We start from the raw sequence: 17,677 nt of genomic DNA on the forward strand, positions 1-17,677 counted from the left end.
CGAGCCGGTGCGCGACCCGGGCGACGCCACTGCCCGACAGAGACAGTTAGCTCCGGTCGGTCTTCGGACGGGAGCGACGTTCGTCGGGTCTGCGGCTGAGCCGTTCGACGAGGTCGTCGACGGCGCTGGTGTCCTGGCTCGGTACCGCCGCTGCGGCGGCCTGACGGATGACGGTCGCCTCCCCGACGATCGGCTTCGGCGGCCGGGTCTTCATGGTGAACGCCGGGGTCTGGCGGCCGTTGACGACCAGCCGGGCGGCGGCGGTGTACGCGTCGAGGTGGGCGAGGTCGTGCTCGCCCAGTTCCGGAACCGTGTGGCGGGACAGGACCTTCGCGTCTTCCGGCGCGACGGTGAAGTAGATCTTGTTGCGGGCGTTGGCCGACGCCGCGGCGAGCAGGTCGCGGGGGAACTGGGCGAGGTCCTGGTGGGCGAGCACGAGTGACAGCCGGTACTTGCGGGCTTCGGCGAGCATCGTGTCCAGGGAGTTGGCCAGGGTCAGGAAGTTTTGTGCCTCGTCGATGATCAGGGTCGCGTCGCGGCGCCGGTCGGGTTCGACGCCGGCGCGGGCGGTGGTGGCTTGCCATACCTGCGCGAGGATCAGGGAGCCGAGCAGCCGGCTGGTGTCCTCGCCGAGCACTCCCTTGGGGATGCGGACGAGCAGCACTCCGCCGTCGAGGACGCGGCCCATGTCGAAGCTCGATTTGGGGTAGCGCATGGTGCGTTTGACGAAGTCGCGCAGCAGGAACGCGCGCAGCCGGGCGAGGACCGGTCCGATGACCTGCGAGCGGAGGCTGTCGTTGAGGCTGTCGTACCACTGCCAGAAGCCGCTGAGTCCGGCCGGGTCGTCCAGGTCCACCGTCATCGCCGAGCGGAACTGGGGGCTGTTGAGCAGTGGGGGGATGTGTTGCAGGGTGACGTTGTTGTGGCGCAGCAGGGTCAGGCAGGCCACCCGCATGACGTCGTCCATCCGCGGTCCCCACGCCTTGGCGAAGATGTTCCCGAAGATCGACACGAGGTTGTCGACGACCAGGTCGGGGTCGTCGCCTTCGAGAGGGTTCAGCGTCGGGGGGTTGTCCTGGTCGGGGTCGAAGAGGACGACGCGGTCGGCGGCGGTGGCGGGGAGCCGGTCGAGGATGTCCAGGACGAGGTCGCCGTGCGGGTCGATGACGACGGTGCCGCGGCCGGCCTTGATGTCGTCGAGGGCCATGTTGACCAGCAGCGTGGTCTTGCCGGAGCCCGTGGAACCGATCACATGCATGTGATACCTCGCGTCCGCCACCGTCAGCCCGACACTGTGGCCACCGATTTCGGCGTCGCCGAGCATCTTCACCCCACGGCCGCCGCCGGGGACGGCGACCGGCGCCGGCATGGACGCGGCCCGCGCCCGGTCCAGGCCGGGCACCGCGAGGTCCTGCGGCAACGCGGCGAGGGCGGCGAGTTCCGGGGCGGAGGTGAGGAATCCGGGTCCGAGGCGGCGTGCGGCGAGGACGGCCACCGGCGCTCGCATGCGGGCGCGGTGGGTGAGCCGGTTGCGGCCGGTGTGGATGGCGAACGCCGAGGCGAGGGTGTCGGCGATGCCCCGCAGCCGGCCGGTCGGGTCGGCGCCGGGGCGCCGGTTGGTGGTGGCGACGGCGTAGCGGATGCCGGTCTGCCACAGCGGGTTTGCGGTCTTGTCGAGGATCGCCCGGACGTCGCGCTCCACGGTGGGATCCCGACGGGACACGGACGCCGTAGACCGGCCGGTGCCGCCGCTGCCGGGCAGGAACGCGTCCAGCAGCCACAGCACCGGCGCGGCCGGGTTGATCGCCGGTACGGCGGTGGTGCCGGCCCGTAGCCGCCCGGCCGCGCGGCGGGCCCGTGCCGCACGCCGGGGTGTGGCCGGGCGGGCGAGGACCTGCACGCAGGCGTACTCGCTGGGTTTGAGCTGCGCGCCGGCGGCCATCAGCGGGCGCAGCGGGTCGGTGTCGTGGTCGGTGGCCAGCGGCAGCCACTCCGCGTACACGGGCAGCAGGTGCCCACCCGCCGCGGGGTGCGCGTCCAGGGGGATCGGCGGCGGGGGGTTGTCGTCGGTGGTGGTGGCCGAGCTGGGCCACGCCGCCCGCACCGCGGCCTCGACCGCTCCCGGGGGGACGGTGCCGGGTACCCAGATCGAGATGAGCAGTTGCCGGCCGGACCACGTGTACTGCCACACGACGTGCGGGGCGCCGTGGAGCAGGCGCCGCCGCCGTGACGGGGTCAGCACGCCGGCCAGGTTCGCCCACAACGCTGGCGCGCTGTGCGGGTCGACTTCCGGCGGCGGCGCGATCGTCACGAGGCGCGCGCCGCGGGCGTGGTGGCGGAGCCGCCCGATCTCGACCAGGTTGCGGACCGCGATCCACACGATCAGCCCGCCAGCGGCGACAGCCGCCAGCCACGGCCGCTGTGTGGCCCACACAGCCGCGTCAAGCACCGCGGCCGCCGCTCCGGTAGGGGGCGGGACGGGGCCGGCGCCCGGCCCGCTGGTGGGGCCGGGCACCGGGGATACGAGCGCTGAGCTGAGGGCTTCGGTCGGCGGTGTCACAGATCGCCCTCCTCCTCGTCGAGGTCGGCCAGTTCGACCGGATCGGTGGTGCACAGGGCGTGCTCCGCGTCGGAGGCGATCGACTCGAAGCTGGTCCTGCTCGCCCCGGAGATCAGCAGCCCTTGGCCGCGGCGAGTCGAGAGCAGCAGCCGCCGCTCACCGTCGGTGAGCCCGAACGCCTCGCCGACGGCATCGATGGCCTGCGGCGCCTGCCGCAGCAGCACCTGGGTGGAGGCGTTGGACACCACCGCCTGGCCGAGATCGGTGCCCAGCACGTCGGCGGCGTCCTGGGTAATGACGGTCAGCCCGGCGTTGCGCTTACGTGCCGCCTTCGACATACGGAACAGGAAGCGCGCGCCTTCGCCGTCGCGCATCAACAGCCACGCCTCGTCGACCACCACGAGCCGCCGCCGCGACGGGCGTTGTGGGGCGTCGACGGTGCGCCAGATCGAGTCCAGCGCGAGCAGGGTGCCGACGGTGCGCAGTTCGTCGGGCAGGTGCCGCAGCGACCACACGACCAGGTGTCCGACCGGTGCCTGGGTGGTGGGTGCGTCGAACAGGTCGGCGAAGCTGCCCTGCACCCACGGTGCGAGCCGGGCGGCCAGCGTCGCGGCGGCCGGGTCGTCGTCGGCGCGTAGCGTGGCGGCGAGGTCGCGCAGCAGCGGCGCCGGCCGGTGATGCGTGGCCGGGTCCGCGGTGATCCCGGCGGCACGGTAGACGGCGAGGATGGCCCGGTCCAGCGCGGCTCGCTCCGCCGGTGGCGGCTGGTGGCCGAGCAGCACGCTGATGAGCGTGTGCAGGAACAGAGCGCGGCGGGTCAGCGTGTCGGGACGCCGGTCGCCGACGGGCAGATCCAGGGGGTTGATCTTCACGCCGGGCAGGCCCAACCGGACGATGCTGCCGCCGACCGCGTCGGCCAGTCGCAGGTACTCGTCCTCGGGGTCCACCACCGCGACCTGCACCCCCTGGTAGAGGTTGCGCAGGATCTCCAGCTTCACGAAGTACGACTTCCCGGCTCCGGAGCGGGCCAGGACGATCGAGTTGTGGTTCTCCTGCGTCCAGCGGTCCCACCAGACAATCCCGGCGCTGGCCGGGTTGATCCCGTAAAGGACACCGCCGGTGGCCGGCGGGTCGCCGGGCAGCGGTGCGGGCAGGTCCGGGCTCGACAGCGGAAACGCGGCAGCGAGGGCCTGGGTGTCCATGGTGCGCAGCATCCGCAGCCCATCGCAGGCGAGGGGCAGGGTGGTGGTCCAGCCGGGAAGCTGCCGCCACGTCGCGGGCTGCACCTCCAGCAGGGTGGACGCGGCGGCGGCCCGGACCTGCGCGCACGCCTGCAGGAGTTCGTCTTCGGTGCGGGCGTGCACGGTCAGGTACAGGCCGACGCGGAACAGCTTCGCCGCGCCGCGGGCCAGCCGCTCGGCCAGGTCACCGGCGTCATCTGCGGCGGCGTCGACGTAGGGGTCGGCGAGCTTGCCGCGCTCGGAGTCGGCCCGCCGGGACGACTCCAGCCGTGCGCGTTGTTTGCGGAGCCGGTCGGCGGCGATCGGGGCCGGCAGCGGCTCGATGTGCAACGCGAGGTCGAGCCGGCCCGGCCAGGACAGCAGCGGCTCCAGCCACGCCGGGCCCACTTCGGCCGGGTATCCGGTCACGACGAGGGTGGCGGCGAAGCCGTCGCCCACGCGCAGCCACCGGGGTGTGACCTCGACCGTGGCTGGCGCGACCGCCGACGCCAGCGAGTCCGGCTGCGGCTGCGCCTTGTCGTCGCCGAACAGTCTCTTCCTGATCATCGTTGGCTCCTTGTCCTGCGGGTGAGGGCCGCCGCGGTGATGACGGCGTCGGGCGCGGCCAGGCCGCCCGGCCGCGGCGGCCGGTACGGGTCGGCGGCGCCGGCCAGGGCGGCGGTGACCGCCGAGCCGTCCAGCACCCGCGGACTGACGCCGAGGCCGGCCAACGCCCGCACCGTGTCATCGGCTCGCCGCCGCGCGGCATGCGCGCGCTCGCCGGCCGCCGCGCGGGTGACGACCAGGACCTGCCGACGCAGCGGGTCCCGCCGGGCGGCGAGGTCGCCGAGGAACTCCGCATGATCGGCGCACGCCTCGCGCAGCCGCGGATGCTGTTGGGCGTCCACGGCGGCGGCGAGAGCCCGGCTGTGGGAGGCCAAGTCGACCGGTTGCGCGGACACGACGATCTGCGTCGGCGTCGACAGGCTGTTGAGCCACCGACCCCACCCCTCGATCAGGGCCGCCTGCTCGCCGGGTGTGCGCAGCGCGAGGTTCACCGTGGTGGTACCGACGATCGCCGCCCGCGCGCCACCGAGGCTGACCTCCCCGTCGTCGTCGATGGCGTCGGCGGGCAGCCGCAACGGCGCCGGCAGCGGCACCCGGCCGCGCTGGGGCGTGTCGACCCAATCCGGCGCCCCGGTATCCGCCGCGATGCTGGCGTTCGACAGCGACCGGGGGGTGCGGGTGTGGCGGATTGCGTGCAGCAGCCACACATCCATGGACAGGCCGTCGCGGCGGCCCAGCGCCAAACCGATGACCAGCCCGCCGAGCACCACACCAGCACCGATGAACACCGGCACCGGCACGACATCGTGCAGCGCGCGCCACGCGGCGTAGAAGCACAGCGCGCCGGCGGCGACGATCGCCAGCTGGTGGAACGTCAGCCCGTAGGCGACCTTGTCGGGGGCGTCGACGTCGGCGGGCATCCGTGCCCTCATCGGCGCTTCGGGATCAGGTCGGGTCATCTGATGCTCCTCCGAAGGGTGTTCAGGCCGGGGACGGTGCGGGCCAGCTGCTGCACCACGACGACGCGGACCACCGCGCCGAGCATGGTGCTCGTGCCGCGTCCGGTCTGGCCCGCCCAGCGGGCCAACAATGTGGGGATCTTGACGGTGGTCCAGAGCAGCACCACCACGACCAGGAGGTTCACTGTTCCGCCCGGGTCGACGGGCAGGCCGAACACGGGCAGCATGGTCGCCGGGTTGAGCAGTGTCTGCTGCCCCGCGGTGAGGAAGAACGCCTGCGCCACGGGGATCGCCAGACATCCGGCGTAGGCGCGCCACCACAGCCGGGCGAGGGCGTCGGTCTGCGGCAGTGCGTGGCAGGCCAGCGCTAGCGGCGCGATGCTCGTCATCACCAGCAGCGCCACGAACCGGCCGATCAGCTGGAACGCGGCCGTCACGACCAGGACGGTGATGAGCAGGATCAGGATCAGGAACAACAGTGGGACGGTGCGGTCCTGTGCCGCCGCGAGGTGGGTGCGGATCGCGGTGAACGCGCCGTCGCCGTCGTAGCCGCCCTCGCTGATCGCCGCGGTTAGGGCGTTGGCGAGATCGATGAGCTGGTCGCAGGCCAACTGGGAGAAGTGCGCGGCGGTGAACCCGACGACCAGTCGCGGGAGGAGGTCCTTGATCGTGTACCGGGATTGTTCGTCGCCGCCGGCGACCATGACGAGCAGGCCGGCGGCGACGAACGCCAACACGAAGACGGTGTCCACGATCCAGACCGACCGGCCGGTGAGCGCCTGCACCTGCGGCAGCACGGTGACCTTCGGTGTGGTGAGCAGAATGCCGGTGATGAGGTCGAAGATCGCGTTGAGGCAGGCCAGGATGGCCGTGGTGAGCCAATCAAGAACATGGTCGAGGACCCATCCCATGACGATCAGCCCCCCACGATGCCCCGGACGACCTGCAGCAGGATCGGGGCCAGGACGGCCAGGCCGTAGCCGACCAGCGCGTTGCGCAGGGCGAGATTGCCTTTCTCGACCTGCGACGGGTCACCGCCGGCCGTGGCCCGGTATACGCCGGCCAGGACGAGGAAGAGGGTGGCGATGGCGGCCAGGATGCCCATGACCCAGGCCTGCAGATTGGCAATCACCACGGGCAGCGAGTTCGCCGCCAGGTGAACGGCGGCACCGGGATCGGCGTTCGCGGCGGCCGGGGCGGCTAGCGACAGGCCGACACCGCCCAGCGGTAGAGCCGCACGGAGTGCGAGACGAACGACTCGCGGGATTCGGAGAGTTTGCTGTGGGGTGCGGGACATTGCGGTTCACCTCCCGCCGCGCCCCGGCCACGAACAGACCTGACCGGGGGCGGCGATTGCTCGAAGCGGTCCGATGGGACCGCCGCCGGGCGCAGGCGAGCAGCGCACGAACCGCGTGAGCCCCGGGAGGAGCTCGTCCTCCCTCATGGGTGGGTTGCGGTCATCAATGTGGTGTCAGCGCATCAACTGGCGCGGCACCCGAGGCGCGCGGATCGCGGCTGCTCGTGTCGCCCGGCGGCGGGCGGGACCGGCGAGCGGTACAGCCCGCCGAAGTCCCGCACCCCCAAACCGGGATTTGTGAGCCCGGGCGAACACTTGCCGCGCTCACCCCGGTCCAGGCAGGCCTGACAGGGCTGGTGAAGGGCTATCACTGCTCGACAGCCTTGCCTGCGGGCGAGGACTCGCAACCGGCTCGGAACCGCTGCGTGCGAGCGGTGTGAGGGCCGCCGGGGCTCACAGTTCTTGACAAGGCCGAATTGGTTCGCCCGTCCGTTCCAGGGTGCTTAGGACGACGGCGGAAAGTTCTGATCGTCGGAGCGGAGGGGTACGGCTGAGCGGTGCCTGCGCCGCAAAACGTGCCGGCGGGCAGGTCTGCTGGCAATCCTGCGCTGGTCTTCTGCTGCCAGCGCTGGGTGCTACCTCCGGAGCAGCTCTGCTGGGACGGGCGCTCGGCAAGCGGAAACGGCTGTGGCCCGACGGTGCACGTCGGGCCACAGCCGTGCCGGTTGGATGTCAGGCGGCTGCGGCAGCCTGCTGCCGGGCGGCTTCGCGGCGGGCGGCCGCGGCACGTCCTGCGCGACGCCCGCCGCGCTGCTCGGCCTGCTGCCGCAGCCGCGCCGTGGTCTCCGGCGACGCGATCCCGGTCAACAGCCCGTCCGCGAGGGCCTCGGCGACGCGGCTGTCGATGCGGGACAGCCGCATGCGCAGGGCGTCGACGCTGACGCCATTCCTCGCGGCGATGGGCTCGATCGCCCGTCGACCGAGCCGCACGTCGATGTAGGGCTGCTCGTCCTCGGGGTCGACGATCCCGAGGGTCACCGCGCGGCGGAGCAGGAGGTCCGGATGCCCGTACGGCACCGGCGGGGTGCGGGAGCCGGAAACGAGGTGCTCGATGTCCTGCACCGGCAGGCACTGATGCTGCTGCAGCCGCAGGTCCCGCCCGGCTCGCCACGCCGCCTTGCACAGGCTCGCGTACGGCGCGGGTTTGCCCAGGTCGGCCCGGTCGCGAAGCGCGGTCAGGAACCCGGTCAGAACTTCGGCGTCGATATCCGCAGGGTCGCCGGTGTAGCCCTCGCCCAGGTGGGCCGCGTACTGCTGCAGCGCCGGCATCGCCATACCGACCGCGGCGATGACCCAGTGCGGCCCGTCGAGACGGGCGCGTCGGATCAGCTCGCGCCACACCTCGTCACGCGCCGTGTAGGCGCGGGGGTGGCGCAACAGCCAGTCCCGCAGCGCGGGCAGCGGCATCACCGGCTGCGGCAGACACGCGTCGCAGAAGAACGCCGTGCAGTCGAGAGCCAGCGGCGCGGGCTCGCAGGTCAGCGCGGCGAAGGCGGTCGCCGCCGCGTCGAGGGCGGACGTCGGCCAGTTCGTAGCGTCGGACACGCTCATGTCAACACTCCTGTGACACCGAAGGGATGCGAATGCCGTCGCCGGCGTTGTCACGGCGATCGGTGGCATCAATTGCGCCACAGCAGGCTCACACGGTCCTGACAGAGCCGCTCAGGGCGCTGTTCGTCGCCCTCGACTAGGCCTCTGTCAATGGCCCGCCCGCCCGGCGCGCCACCGCCGCTGATCGTTGGCAAGAGCCTGACAAAAGTCGGCTGACCTGCCCTGTGACACCCTGACAGAGTCTGCGACCGCGCGGTTCGAAGGTGGTGGCACAGGCTCACGTCGTGAGCCGCGAGATGGCGCGGACGACCTCACAGAGGACACACGCGGCCTGCTCTGACAACCGGGTCGGCTCACAGCGCCGCTGTCACCGCTCGCCGGGGACGGCCCGCGCGGACTGCCGACGTACCCGTGACAGTCGCGGGCAGGCTGTCACCGCTGGACATCCCGCACCCTGTCACAGGCGACGCGCCGCGCCGATGACAACGGCCCGGCACACGAAGTTCGGCAACCTCTCACAGCGCTGGTCAACGCTCATCCACGTCGACGCCCGACGCGTTCTCTCCAACCGGCGCCGGCACCGTCAGGGCGTTCTGTCAGTGACCCAGCGTCACAGACAGAAATGAGTGGGAACGACGCCGGTCCCGTCGCGGTAGGCCACCTGCCGATGGCTGCCGCCACGTCCCGCGCACCAGGCAGGACGAGGAAAACCGGGACAAGCCGCTGCCGGGTCGCGCGTTGTGAGCGGTTGTGGGCTCGGCAAGTGTTCGCCGAGGCTCACAAAACCCGGTTTGGGGATGTCAGCGCTTCACGGCGCGGCGCGGAGCCGACAGCACATGAGCGAGCACACGCCGCACCCACACCAGCAGGCCGACCACACCAAGCCGGCCGACGCCACTCTCATCGACCTAATCGCCGGCGACCCGCCGGTACCGATCACGGTCTGGCGCACGGCCCGTACCAACGCCGACCCGCACACCAGCCTGCCCACCCGTCTGGCCTACCGCCTCGTCGCCGCCTACAGCCGGCCCGGGGAAGCGGTGGCCGACCTCACCACCGACCACGTCCTCGCACCGATCTGCGCGCAGGGCGGGCGCCAGCACCACCGCGCCTGGTTCACCGACAGCTCCAGCCTGATCATCGGACCCGCCACCGCCGGCCCGCAGGCGCCCACGACCGCAACGAACCCGCTCACCGCGCCCGACGAACTGGAGGCCGGCGACGCGCAGGACCCGCCCGAGTTGGTCGACTGGTTCGGCGACGACCTCACCGACCCCGACCTGCCCGGCGCCGACGCCACGGTCGTCCGGCCGCCCCACGACGGCCCGCTGGACGCGGCCACCAGCCTGGTGGTCGCCACCTGGCCGCTGCATGAGGCCGGCACGACGGCCCGGGTCCGCCTCGCCTGGCTCCTCGCTGCCTGCGCGCGGCTACTGCGCCCCGGCGGCTGCCTCGTCCTCGTCGTCGGCGTCCCCGCCGGCACGCAGCCCACGCCGGAGGACTTCGGGCCGCTCGTGGCCGCCGCCTCCGCGGCCGGACTGGGCTACCTGCAGCACATCGTCGCCGTCGAGGCCGACACCGACGGCGACCAGTTCGTCTACTACGGCACGGATGAGGAACTGCTCACCCTGGTCCACGCCAACCCCGAGCAGTGGTCGGTCGCCCACCTGCGGGTGCACGCCGACCTGATGGTCTTCACCCCGCACTCGACTCCAGGGGCTGGGGTGGAACGGCGCCGTGGCCGCGACGGCGGTGAGCGCCATGGCTGAGCACACCACTGCAGGATCCTCCGGCGCGAGCGAGCCGGACACCAACAGCTCCCCAGTGGGCGAGGACTACCCGGGCCGGCACCGCGAGTACGAAGGCCGCCACCGCGCCGATCCTGGGAGTCTGTCCGTCTGGGCTACCGCCCAGTCGACCGGCCCCGTCCAGCGACGCGGCCGGTACGTGCCGGAATCGGTCAAGCATCCCGCCCGGATGCTGCCCGCCATCGCCGCCCACGCGATCGCCGTCTACACCCAGCCCGGCGATCTGGTCCTGGACCCGATGTGCGGCATCGGCACCACCCTGGTCGAGGCCGTCCACGCCGGCCGCGACGCCTTCGGCATCGAATACGAGCCGCAATGGTCGAACATCGCCGACGCCAACATCCGCCACGCCCACGACCAGGGCGCCAGCGGACGCGCGTCGGTCATCCGCGGCGACGCGACCCGGCTGATGTCGCTGGTGCCGAAGGCCCTCACCGGGCAGGTGGCGCTCGTGGTCACCTCACCGCCGTACGGGCCGACCGTCCACGGCCTCGTCCGCCCCGGCGAGCACGGGGTCGTCAAGTACGACGACCGGTACAACGACGGCGAGGACAAGGGCAACCTCGCCTACCGCGACCTGACCGGTCTCGCCGACGGCTTCGCTGAGATTCTGGGCGGCTGCGCGACCCTGCTACGACCCGGCGGCGCCGTCGTGGTCACCGCCCGTCCGTGGCGCAAACGTGGCGAGCTGGTCGACCTGCCCAGCGCCGTGATCGCCGCCGGTCTGCGCGCCGGACTCGTGCCGACCGAGCGGTGCGTCGCCCTCCTCGCCGCCGTCCGTGACGGGCAACTCGTCGCCCGCCCGTCGTTCTTCCAACTCCAACAGGTCCGCAAGGCCCGCACGTCCGGGGTGCCGATGCACCTCATCGCCCACGAAGACGTTCTGATCTTCACCAAGACGCGCACGGCTGAGGACGGATCCGGGGTGGTCACGTGAGCCCACCCACCCACCGTTACCTGTCCCTGGGTGCCGGCGTGCAGAGCGCCACGCTGCACAGGCAGCGAGTGCCGCTGGACAAAGTGCAGCTGCGCCCACGTCCTCAACCCACAGAAGCGCCTGGCTGCGGCCCCTGGTCCTGCCCACACGGCGAGCCGGTGACAGGCGACGCCGGGCGCGGGGAGGTGACGTGAGCATTGCCCACACCACCGCCTTCCGCATCGGATCGCTGTGCACCGGCTACGGCGGCCTCGACATGGCCGTCGAGCTGGTGCTCGGCGGCCAGCTCACCTGGTACGCCGAAACCGACCGGCACGCCCGCACCGTCTGCGCCTACCACTGGCCTGGCGTACCCAACCTCGGCGACATCCGCACCGTCGACTGGACCCGCGTCGAGCCCGTCGACGTCCTCACCGCCGGGTTCCCGTGCCAGGACATCTCCAACGCCGGCAAGCGCGCCGGCATCACCGGAGAGCACTCCAGCCTGTGGAGTTCGATCGCCGACGCCGTTCGCGTCCTTCGACCGCCGCTCGTGTTCGTGGAGAACGTCGCCGCCCTCCTACGGCGAGGATTCGACGTCGTCGAAGCCGACCTGGCCACGATCGGGTACAACACGAGCTGGCTATGCCTACGCGCGTCCGACATCGGCGCCGCCCACCGCCGCGACCGGCTGTTCCTGCTGGCCGCACCCACCCCACGACCCGGCGGAGGTGCGGACGCTGCCGACACCCTGCGCCCGTGACGGCAAAGGACCCGGCCACCAGCACGGCCTACCCGACCTCATCGAACCCTCGGGCACCACCCACGGCCTCCTACCCACCGACACCGCAGAGCGCACCGCTCGCACCAGCCACCACGCGCACACGCCCACCGGGGCCGCACGGCTACTGCCCACCCCCAGGGCGAGCGACACCGGCACGCCCGGACGACGCGCGGGTGCCGGCTTCCGGCCCCCGCTGTCCGAGGTGTTGCTGCCCACCCCGCGGGCCACCGACGGCGAGAAGGGCTGCCCAGGGCAGCGCGGCTCGCACGGGGACCTCACCCTCCCCTCCGCAGCGGTGCGGGTCCCGGCCCGGATCCTGCCCACCCCGCGCGCGTCCGACGGGCGCGGCCCAGGGCGCCACGGCGACGGCGGCGCGGACCTGCGCACCACCATCACCGCACTCGGGCAGCCCGACGAGCAGCGGTGGGGCGGCTACGCCGACGCCGTCGCCCGCTGGGAGCTGCTGCTCGGCCGCCCCGCCCCCGAACCCACGCAAACCGGCCGGCACGGCAAACCCGTCCTCGCACCGCCGTTCGTGGAATGGCTCATGGGCCTGCCCGAGCACTGGGTCACCAATCCCACGCTCGGGCTGCCCCGCACCACCGCACTGCGGGTCCTCGGCAACGGCGTCGTCCCCGCCCAAGCGGCGACCGCCCTGCGACTGCTGCTCTGCCAGCACACCTAGCGCTGCCAGCCCCCGGGTGGCTCGTCGCGGGCGCATCCACGAACCGTCCGCGACGAGCCACCACCCGCGGTGCCCAGCCGCCAGAACCTCCGACGTTCGGGAGTCCACCCATGCCTGCCAACCTGCCCCGCGCCCGCCGCCGACCACCACCGGCCACCCCCACCTCCAGCACACAACAGCGGGCCACGACGAGCAGGCCTTGCAGCTCTACACCCCAGCCGAGGCCGCCGCCCGACTACGCGTCCCGCCGCCTCGGCCACCGCCTCGCCGGCGTGCGCGGCATCTACAGCCACGTCACCGAACCGATGATCACCACCGTCGTCGATGCCCTTCAACGCCGGTGGGAAACCAACCAGCCCGACCGCACTGTCGACACCGTCCGACGACTGCGCGCCGTCGCCTAGCAGGAGAGGATGAGTCATGTCTCAGGCCTTCGTAGCGGAACCACCGTGCGCGGTGTGTGGGCGACCGGCAGCACACGTCGAACTCGTCTCACCCGGTACCCGACCTGCGGACTGGCAGCGCTGGTCATCGCAGCAGCGCGACGCCTACGACGCTGCCCGACAGCGTCACGACGACCAGCATTGGTGGCTGCTGTTCTCCGGGATTGAGGCGGGCAACGGATCCGGCCGACCGGTGGACCTGGAAGAGGCGCAACGGATTGCCGACGCCTTCGCCCAGCCGTACCGGTACGCCGCCGTAACCTCCGCGGGCTTCTACGACGACGCCGGATTTTGCGGCCAGTGCGACGCCCCGTACTGCTACCACCATTGGAACGTCTCTAACACCGGCTACGGAAAATGCCCGCGAGGCCACGGCAAAAGCCTTGACCCACACTGGTGGCCCGATGATCTTTAGCAGCCTTAGGCGGCGAACCCAGTGGGAGTACGTGGCTAATGCGTCCGCGCAGATGGCGGGGACGCCGTCGTCGCGCTCAGTGCGTCCAGCCCGCGGCGTGCAGACTGTTGTGGAACCAGCCCCCTTGACTGAACGGCTGGATAGTTTTGTCGTCGCCGACGTGGTGCGGGAAGAGGGCCAGGACGTGGGCGAGGTCCTGCTCGGCCGGTCGGGGCAGTTGGAGGAGTGCCTCGTCGAGTGTCAGGCCGCTCGCCTTGACGAACCCGGGATGGTTCCTGAGATATGCCGCGACGTGGTCCACTACGGCGGCGAGACGCTGGTGCAGTCGGTCGGCGTCCGGTGCGTCGCGGCTGTCCCGTAGGTCGACCAGTTGCCAGGCCGGCCCGAACACCGGCACCAGTTGTCCGCCTGCCGCGTTGAAGAATTCCAGGGCCCCTCGACGGGTGTCGGCATCTCCGAACCCATCCTCGATCATTTGTCGCACGTTCGAGTAGACGTGGGCGAAGGTGTCGTCGGAGGCGATCGCGATGATCGTGGTGATCGTGCGCGGGGTGGTGAAACTTGTTGTCGAAGATTCGTCCACTCTGCTTTCCTCCCGTACAAGCATGATGTGGAAGCTCGCCTATCTCCTTAGGCTAGGCAGTCAGGTCAACCGCTGACGCGCCGCTCGGGCCCGACGTCTACGGGCTCACCTGCGTCGCATGATCGCGTGCAGGGTCCTGCTGCTCCCAACCTCCGTCACGTTAATGAGTTCCCACCCCGTGTGGCTGAGGTAGTCGGCGGCGGCGAGCGCCTGGCCGATGCTGGCCCCGCCGGGCGCATAGGCGGCCACGGCAAGGTGCCGGTGGGGGTAGGCGCGTAGATCGACCAATTGCTGCAAAACCGCCGCCGCGGTGATGGCGCGGGAGCGAGCGACAGATTCGATGGTCTCGCGGGGCATGCCTCGACGATAACGGTAACCAGCACGGGCGATCACCTGGCGCAGCTGACGGTATGGTCAACAGCGTGAAAGCTCGGTCCCGGAAACGGGCGCTGGTTGTCGGCCTTCTGGTAACGCTCGCGGTTACCGGAGGATGTGACGACGGCGGACCAGCGACGCCCCGTGCCGTCACCACCTCGCCGACCGTCGGTACTCCCGCCACCAGTAGCCCGGCGCCCGCCGTCGGCCCTTCCTACGACGCCACCAACCTCGACCTCTGCCGGCGCACGGACCTGACGCCCCTAGCGGACTTGTCGGTGAAGGTCGCTCGTACCGATCCGAAGCCGCCGCTGGCGCGGCAGGGCTCGTCGTGCCTGTTCGAGATGCGCACCGCGGACGACCACCAGGCGAACCTGCTAGTCGAAGCCTCCTCGCTGACGAGCGCCGAGGAAGCCGGACGCCTCTACACGGCGACCCAGCAGGTGACAGCCATGACGGCCGACGGCCCCGTCGCCGACGTCGGCGAGGAGGCCGAGGGGTTCCTCAAACGATCGGACCCTGGCTTCAAGTACACCGAGTACATGCTCCACGCCCGGGACGCCAACCTGGTGGTGAAGGTCTGGCTCGCGGTCGGCGGCGATTCCTACCTGCCTAAAGAGGCACTCGCCGCGAAAGCGCTGACGATCCTCAAGGCGACCTACACCGCCGTGCCGCACGCCTGACGACAGGCTCTACCCGCGGACGGCTTCCGGCCAACGGCCGCCGGGGAGCTTGGAGTAGTCACCGACCTGCGTCGCGATGTCCCGGACGTTACCCAACGCGTCAACGAAACGTTCACCGATCCGCAGGAGGGTGTCCAACCCTGCGGTGACGATATCGCCGACAGCCTTCGCCAACGTGTCGATGGCCCAGGGAATGTTGATGACCGTCGTCGCGTCGACGGCGGCCTGGGCGAACTTACCCGCCAGGTTGGTGACGATCGTCGCTAGCTCGACCGCGTAGTCAACGTTGGCCCTAGCGATCTTGAACAGCCACTGACTGATGAACTCCGCCTTGAGAACGGACTCGTCAACCGCCGCCCGCTGTTTGACAGCCTTGTCGGCATAAGCGCGGGCCGCGTCGCCGGTCCACTTGACCAGGTTCTGGTCGATTGGCTCACTGATCGCGAACGACAGCTGGGAGACGGGCGTCTTCACCTCGGTGACCCACCGAAAGCTCATCGAAATGAGCGACAGCACCGGCATCTGGTGCTCCAACGCGTGATCAACCCGATCCATGACCTCCCGCAGGCCGCGGCGCGCGGCGTCAATGTTGTGCTTGATCCACAGCAGCGCCGCCGGGCCGATCAGCCACGCCCACTCGTTGACCCGCGAGACAACGTCGTTGAACCCCTCGACGGCAAGGTCCACGCCGACGCGGATCTGGTCGAAGGCCTTGTTGAACGGCTCGCCGTATTCCAGGTCCGGCGGTGCGGGCTGCATGGGCTTAGATCCTTCCGGGTCGCGACGTCCGTGTTTAGGCTTTGTAGATCGTGTTGAGGTCCAGCGAGATCACCTCATCGGCCCGGTCGTAGGCGTCGGCGACGCGCCGAAGGGCGTCACCGACCTGCTCAAACTCCGTCGCCGCCCCGGCGAGGATCGCGACCATGAAGGTGTGGAAGTCGCGGTACGCGGCTGAGTGGACGCCGGCGTTGACGTCGCCGATGTAGAAGGCAGAGGCGTCCAAGTTCAGCCCGTCCGTGGCGCCCTTGATGGCGGTAGCGCTGTCGGACAGCTGCAACCATTTGCCGCCCTCGGTACGCAACGCGTCGGTGATGACGTTCAGCTCATCCACCTGACCACCCCTCAAGGTCGTGTTGATCTGCCCCTGCCATGTCGAAGGCGCGAAGGACGGACCGGGCTTCGAACTGCAGCTGACCGGCGTCGGCACGGGCGATCCGTGCCGTGTCGCCGGTGATACCGACAATGCTGTTCGCCCGAATCCGCAACGTCAGACAACCATTGGGGCTGGTCAGGACCTGCTCGACCGGGGCAACGCGCAGCTGTGCCACCCGATCCAACTCCGCGTCGAGGCCCTTCAGCGTGCGCCAGGTCGCCCGCGACCACACGTCCTCGTCAAGCTCGGGCGACGCCTGCACCGAGGTTTGGCGTGGCGGTGTCGACGACGCCTGCCCCTGCTGAAGTTCCGTCAAGGCGGCCTGTTCGAGCGCGGCGCCGACGGCGGCGCTGTAGGCCTCGAAGAGCACGGCCGGGAACCGAGCCACGCCAACCTCGCCGCGCCACTCACGGCCAACCGTGACGGTGTCCACGCGGCGTTGCGTGTCGATGACCACGAAGACCGATCCGGTCGCATCAGATCCACGAAAACCACCCGTGGGGGAGAGATGCCCACGCTCGCGCAGTAGCTGCCCGACCTGTCGCTGAAGCGCCGCCTCGTCACCGACGAAATCAAGGCTTGCTAGCGACAGGCGTGGGTCGCGTCTGTCGTTCATCCGTGCCTCGGTTCCTCACGTCAATCAACGGGTGGCCATCGGCCTGATCTCCAGAAGGCAGGACCACCGTACGTGAAACCTCATCAACTCGCAGTACCCGTGCGCGCCCCTCGATGCGAAGCCGTCATCAGGCAAACCGGTCCGAATGCGCTGCTCGGGCGGCTCGCCGATGCCTACGCCTTCGGGCGCAAGGCCCGCAGCTCGGTCATACGGCGACGCGACTCAGCGATCACCGCCTGGGCTTCGCGGATAGCTGCTCGCTCGCGTGAAACGCTGTCCCGTTGGTGGGCCAGGTCAGCCTCAATGCCTAGATGCTTGGATTCCGCTCGCCATTCCGGGTGAGCCGCATCCAGCCAAGCCCTTGCTTCCTTGGCAATCTGGCGTGACCGCTCATAGAACGCATGCTCTGACCTGAACGGAGCCCAGGCGACACCGCCGGGTGCGAGGTCGTAGACGTCCAGGAAAGTCCACGACCATTTGCTCGTGGTGTTGGTTGCGTTAGCGGTGCGTCTCCCGGGCGGCTCGAGCACATACTCCTTCCCGGGTTCTACGCCACGGGTAATCTGTGACGCCGCCCATACCCAGTCGCGGTCGCCCTCCTGGTCCCAGCCGGCGTTCAGCACGTAGCGACCGTCGATGAGTTCGGTGGAACGGACCGTGTTTCGCTCGGTGAAGCAAGGCTCGGCGGGGTCAACCCGCCCTCGCCCGGCATCCCACGTCTTCCAGTCAACGCGTGCCGGCTCGACGGTGGTGGCCAGCCGATGGCCTTCCGAGCTCGTCCACGTGTAGACCGTTGCCTTCTTGGCCATGCGCCGACTCCTCGCGTCCTGGGGGTGTTGGAGATCGTGCCTGATCGGTGCGACATCCCCGAGTCCTGGGGGCCGCCGGGGCCGATCGCTTGAAGAACGCGGTGAGTGTCGTCGTTCGGCATGACGATTAGGAGCGCTCGTTCCAGGTGCACAAGCTGTACTGAGGCTGCGTCGAAGCCGTCGTGCCTCTGGC

19 protein-coding genes are annotated in these 17,677 nt (G+C 70.6%); 7 read left to right on the plus strand and 12 right to left on the minus strand.

Annotation, left to right across the window (positions count from 1 at the left end):
- Nucleotides 1-46: 46 nt before the first annotated feature.
- The 6 genes from AB0C15_RS00640 to AB0C15_RS00665 all read right to left on the minus strand — a co-directional run bounded on the left by AB0C15_RS00640 (nt 47) and on the right by AB0C15_RS00665 (nt 8,214).
- A complete protein-coding gene (locus AB0C15_RS00640; RefSeq protein WP_357347199.1) occupies nt 47-2,449 on the minus strand; it encodes an ATP-binding protein in 2,403 nt (800 codons plus the stop codon).
- A 107-nt stretch (nt 2,450-2,556) separates the two neighbouring features.
- Entirely contained in the window at nt 2,557-4,347 is a 1,791-nt protein-coding gene (locus AB0C15_RS00645) for a DUF87 domain-containing protein (RefSeq protein ID WP_357347201.1), read from the minus strand.
- Nucleotides 4,344-5,267, minus strand: coding sequence for a PrgI family protein (locus tag AB0C15_RS00650; protein WP_357347880.1), 924 nt, complete (start codon nt 5,265-5,267; stop codon nt 4,344-4,346). The genes AB0C15_RS00645 and AB0C15_RS00650 overlap by 4 nt, the downstream gene beginning before the upstream one ends.
- 35 nt (nt 5,268-5,302) lie before the next feature.
- Nucleotides 5,303-6,217, minus strand: a complete 915-nt coding sequence (locus tag AB0C15_RS00655) for a conjugal transfer protein TrbL family protein (RefSeq protein WP_357347203.1) — start codon at nt 6,215-6,217, stop codon at nt 5,303-5,305.
- 5 nt (nt 6,218-6,222) lie between these two features.
- A complete protein-coding gene (locus AB0C15_RS00660; protein WP_357347205.1) occupies nt 6,223-6,603 on the minus strand; it encodes a pilin in 381 nt (126 codons plus the stop codon).
- Nucleotides 6,604-7,335: 732 nt separating this feature from the next.
- Complete coding sequence (locus AB0C15_RS00665; RefSeq protein ID WP_357347207.1) at nt 7,336-8,214, minus strand: hypothetical protein; 879 nt, start codon at nt 8,212-8,214, stop codon at nt 7,336-7,338.
- Nucleotides 8,215-9,050: 836 nt separating this feature from the next.
- Between AB0C15_RS00665 and AB0C15_RS00670 the strand changes: the two genes are divergently transcribed.
- The 6 genes from AB0C15_RS00670 (at nt 9,051) to AB0C15_RS00695 (ending at nt 13,265) form a co-directional block, all read left to right on the plus strand.
- Complete coding sequence (locus AB0C15_RS00670; protein ID WP_357347209.1) at nt 9,051-9,983, plus strand: hypothetical protein; 933 nt, start codon at nt 9,051-9,053, stop codon at nt 9,981-9,983.
- Nucleotides 9,976-10,959: a DNA methyltransferase gene (locus tag AB0C15_RS00675; protein WP_357347211.1), complete on the plus strand. Its 984-nt coding sequence runs from the start codon at nt 9,976-9,978 to the stop codon at nt 10,957-10,959. The genes AB0C15_RS00670 and AB0C15_RS00675 overlap by 8 nt, the downstream gene beginning before the upstream one ends.
- A gap of 190 nt (nt 10,960-11,149) precedes the next feature.
- The gene (locus AB0C15_RS00680) at nt 11,150-11,701 is read left to right on the plus strand and encodes a DNA cytosine methyltransferase (RefSeq protein ID WP_357347213.1); all 552 of its coding nucleotides are present in this window, start codon (nt 11,150-11,152) and stop codon (nt 11,699-11,701) included.
- Nucleotides 11,670-12,407 (plus strand): hypothetical protein, encoded by a 738-nt coding sequence (locus AB0C15_RS00685; protein WP_357347215.1) that lies wholly within the window; start codon nt 11,670-11,672, stop codon nt 12,405-12,407. Before AB0C15_RS00680 ends, AB0C15_RS00685 begins: the two co-directional genes overlap by 32 nt.
- Nucleotides 12,408-12,679: 272 nt before the next feature.
- The gene (locus AB0C15_RS00690) at nt 12,680-12,811 is read left to right on the plus strand and encodes a hypothetical protein (protein ID WP_357347217.1); all 132 of its coding nucleotides are present in this window, start codon (nt 12,680-12,682) and stop codon (nt 12,809-12,811) included.
- 16 nt (nt 12,812-12,827) lie between these two features.
- Nucleotides 12,828-13,265 carry a hypothetical protein gene (locus AB0C15_RS00695; RefSeq protein WP_357347219.1) on the plus strand — a complete coding sequence of 146 codons (438 nt, stop codon included), beginning with the start codon at nt 12,828-12,830 and terminating at the stop codon, nt 13,263-13,265.
- A gap of 76 nt (nt 13,266-13,341) precedes the next feature.
- Here the strand turns inward: AB0C15_RS00695 and AB0C15_RS00700 are convergent, their stop codons facing one another.
- Both AB0C15_RS00700 and AB0C15_RS00705 read right to left on the minus strand, forming a co-directional pair.
- The gene (locus AB0C15_RS00700) at nt 13,342-13,848 is read right to left on the minus strand and encodes a hypothetical protein (protein WP_357347221.1); all 507 of its coding nucleotides are present in this window, start codon (nt 13,846-13,848) and stop codon (nt 13,342-13,344) included.
- A gap of 105 nt (nt 13,849-13,953) precedes the next feature.
- Nucleotides 13,954-14,205 (minus strand): transcriptional regulator, encoded by a 252-nt coding sequence (locus AB0C15_RS00705; protein WP_210787601.1) that lies wholly within the window; start codon nt 14,203-14,205, stop codon nt 13,954-13,956.
- 65 nt (nt 14,206-14,270) lie between these two features.
- Between AB0C15_RS00705 and AB0C15_RS00710 the strand changes: the two genes are divergently transcribed.
- The gene (locus AB0C15_RS00710) at nt 14,271-14,906 is read left to right on the plus strand and encodes a hypothetical protein (protein ID WP_357347224.1); all 636 of its coding nucleotides are present in this window, start codon (nt 14,271-14,273) and stop codon (nt 14,904-14,906) included.
- A 9-nt stretch (nt 14,907-14,915) separates the two neighbouring features.
- Here AB0C15_RS00710 and AB0C15_RS00715 read toward each other — a convergent pair whose 3' ends face one another.
- The 4 genes from AB0C15_RS00715 to AB0C15_RS00730 form a co-directional block, all read right to left on the minus strand.
- Nucleotides 14,916-15,665, minus strand: a complete 750-nt coding sequence (locus tag AB0C15_RS00715; RefSeq protein ID WP_357347226.1) for a hypothetical protein — start codon at nt 15,663-15,665, stop codon at nt 14,916-14,918.
- Nucleotides 15,666-15,699: 34 nt separating this feature from the next.
- A complete protein-coding gene (locus AB0C15_RS00720) occupies nt 15,700-16,017 on the minus strand; it encodes a hypothetical protein (protein WP_357347228.1) in 318 nt (105 codons plus the stop codon).
- The gene (locus AB0C15_RS00725; RefSeq protein WP_357347230.1) at nt 16,010-16,675 is read right to left on the minus strand and encodes a hypothetical protein; all 666 of its coding nucleotides are present in this window, start codon (nt 16,673-16,675) and stop codon (nt 16,010-16,012) included. The genes AB0C15_RS00720 and AB0C15_RS00725 overlap by 8 nt, the downstream gene beginning before the upstream one ends.
- A 173-nt stretch (nt 16,676-16,848) precedes the next feature.
- The gene (locus AB0C15_RS00730; protein ID WP_357347231.1) at nt 16,849-17,484 is read right to left on the minus strand and encodes a hypothetical protein; all 636 of its coding nucleotides are present in this window, start codon (nt 17,482-17,484) and stop codon (nt 16,849-16,851) included.
- Nucleotides 17,485-17,677 lie beyond the last annotated feature (193 nt).

This window comes from Micromonospora sp. NPDC048835 (assembly GCF_040649995.1).
Taxonomy (GTDB): Bacteria; Actinomycetota; Actinomycetes; order Mycobacteriales; family Micromonosporaceae; genus Micromonospora.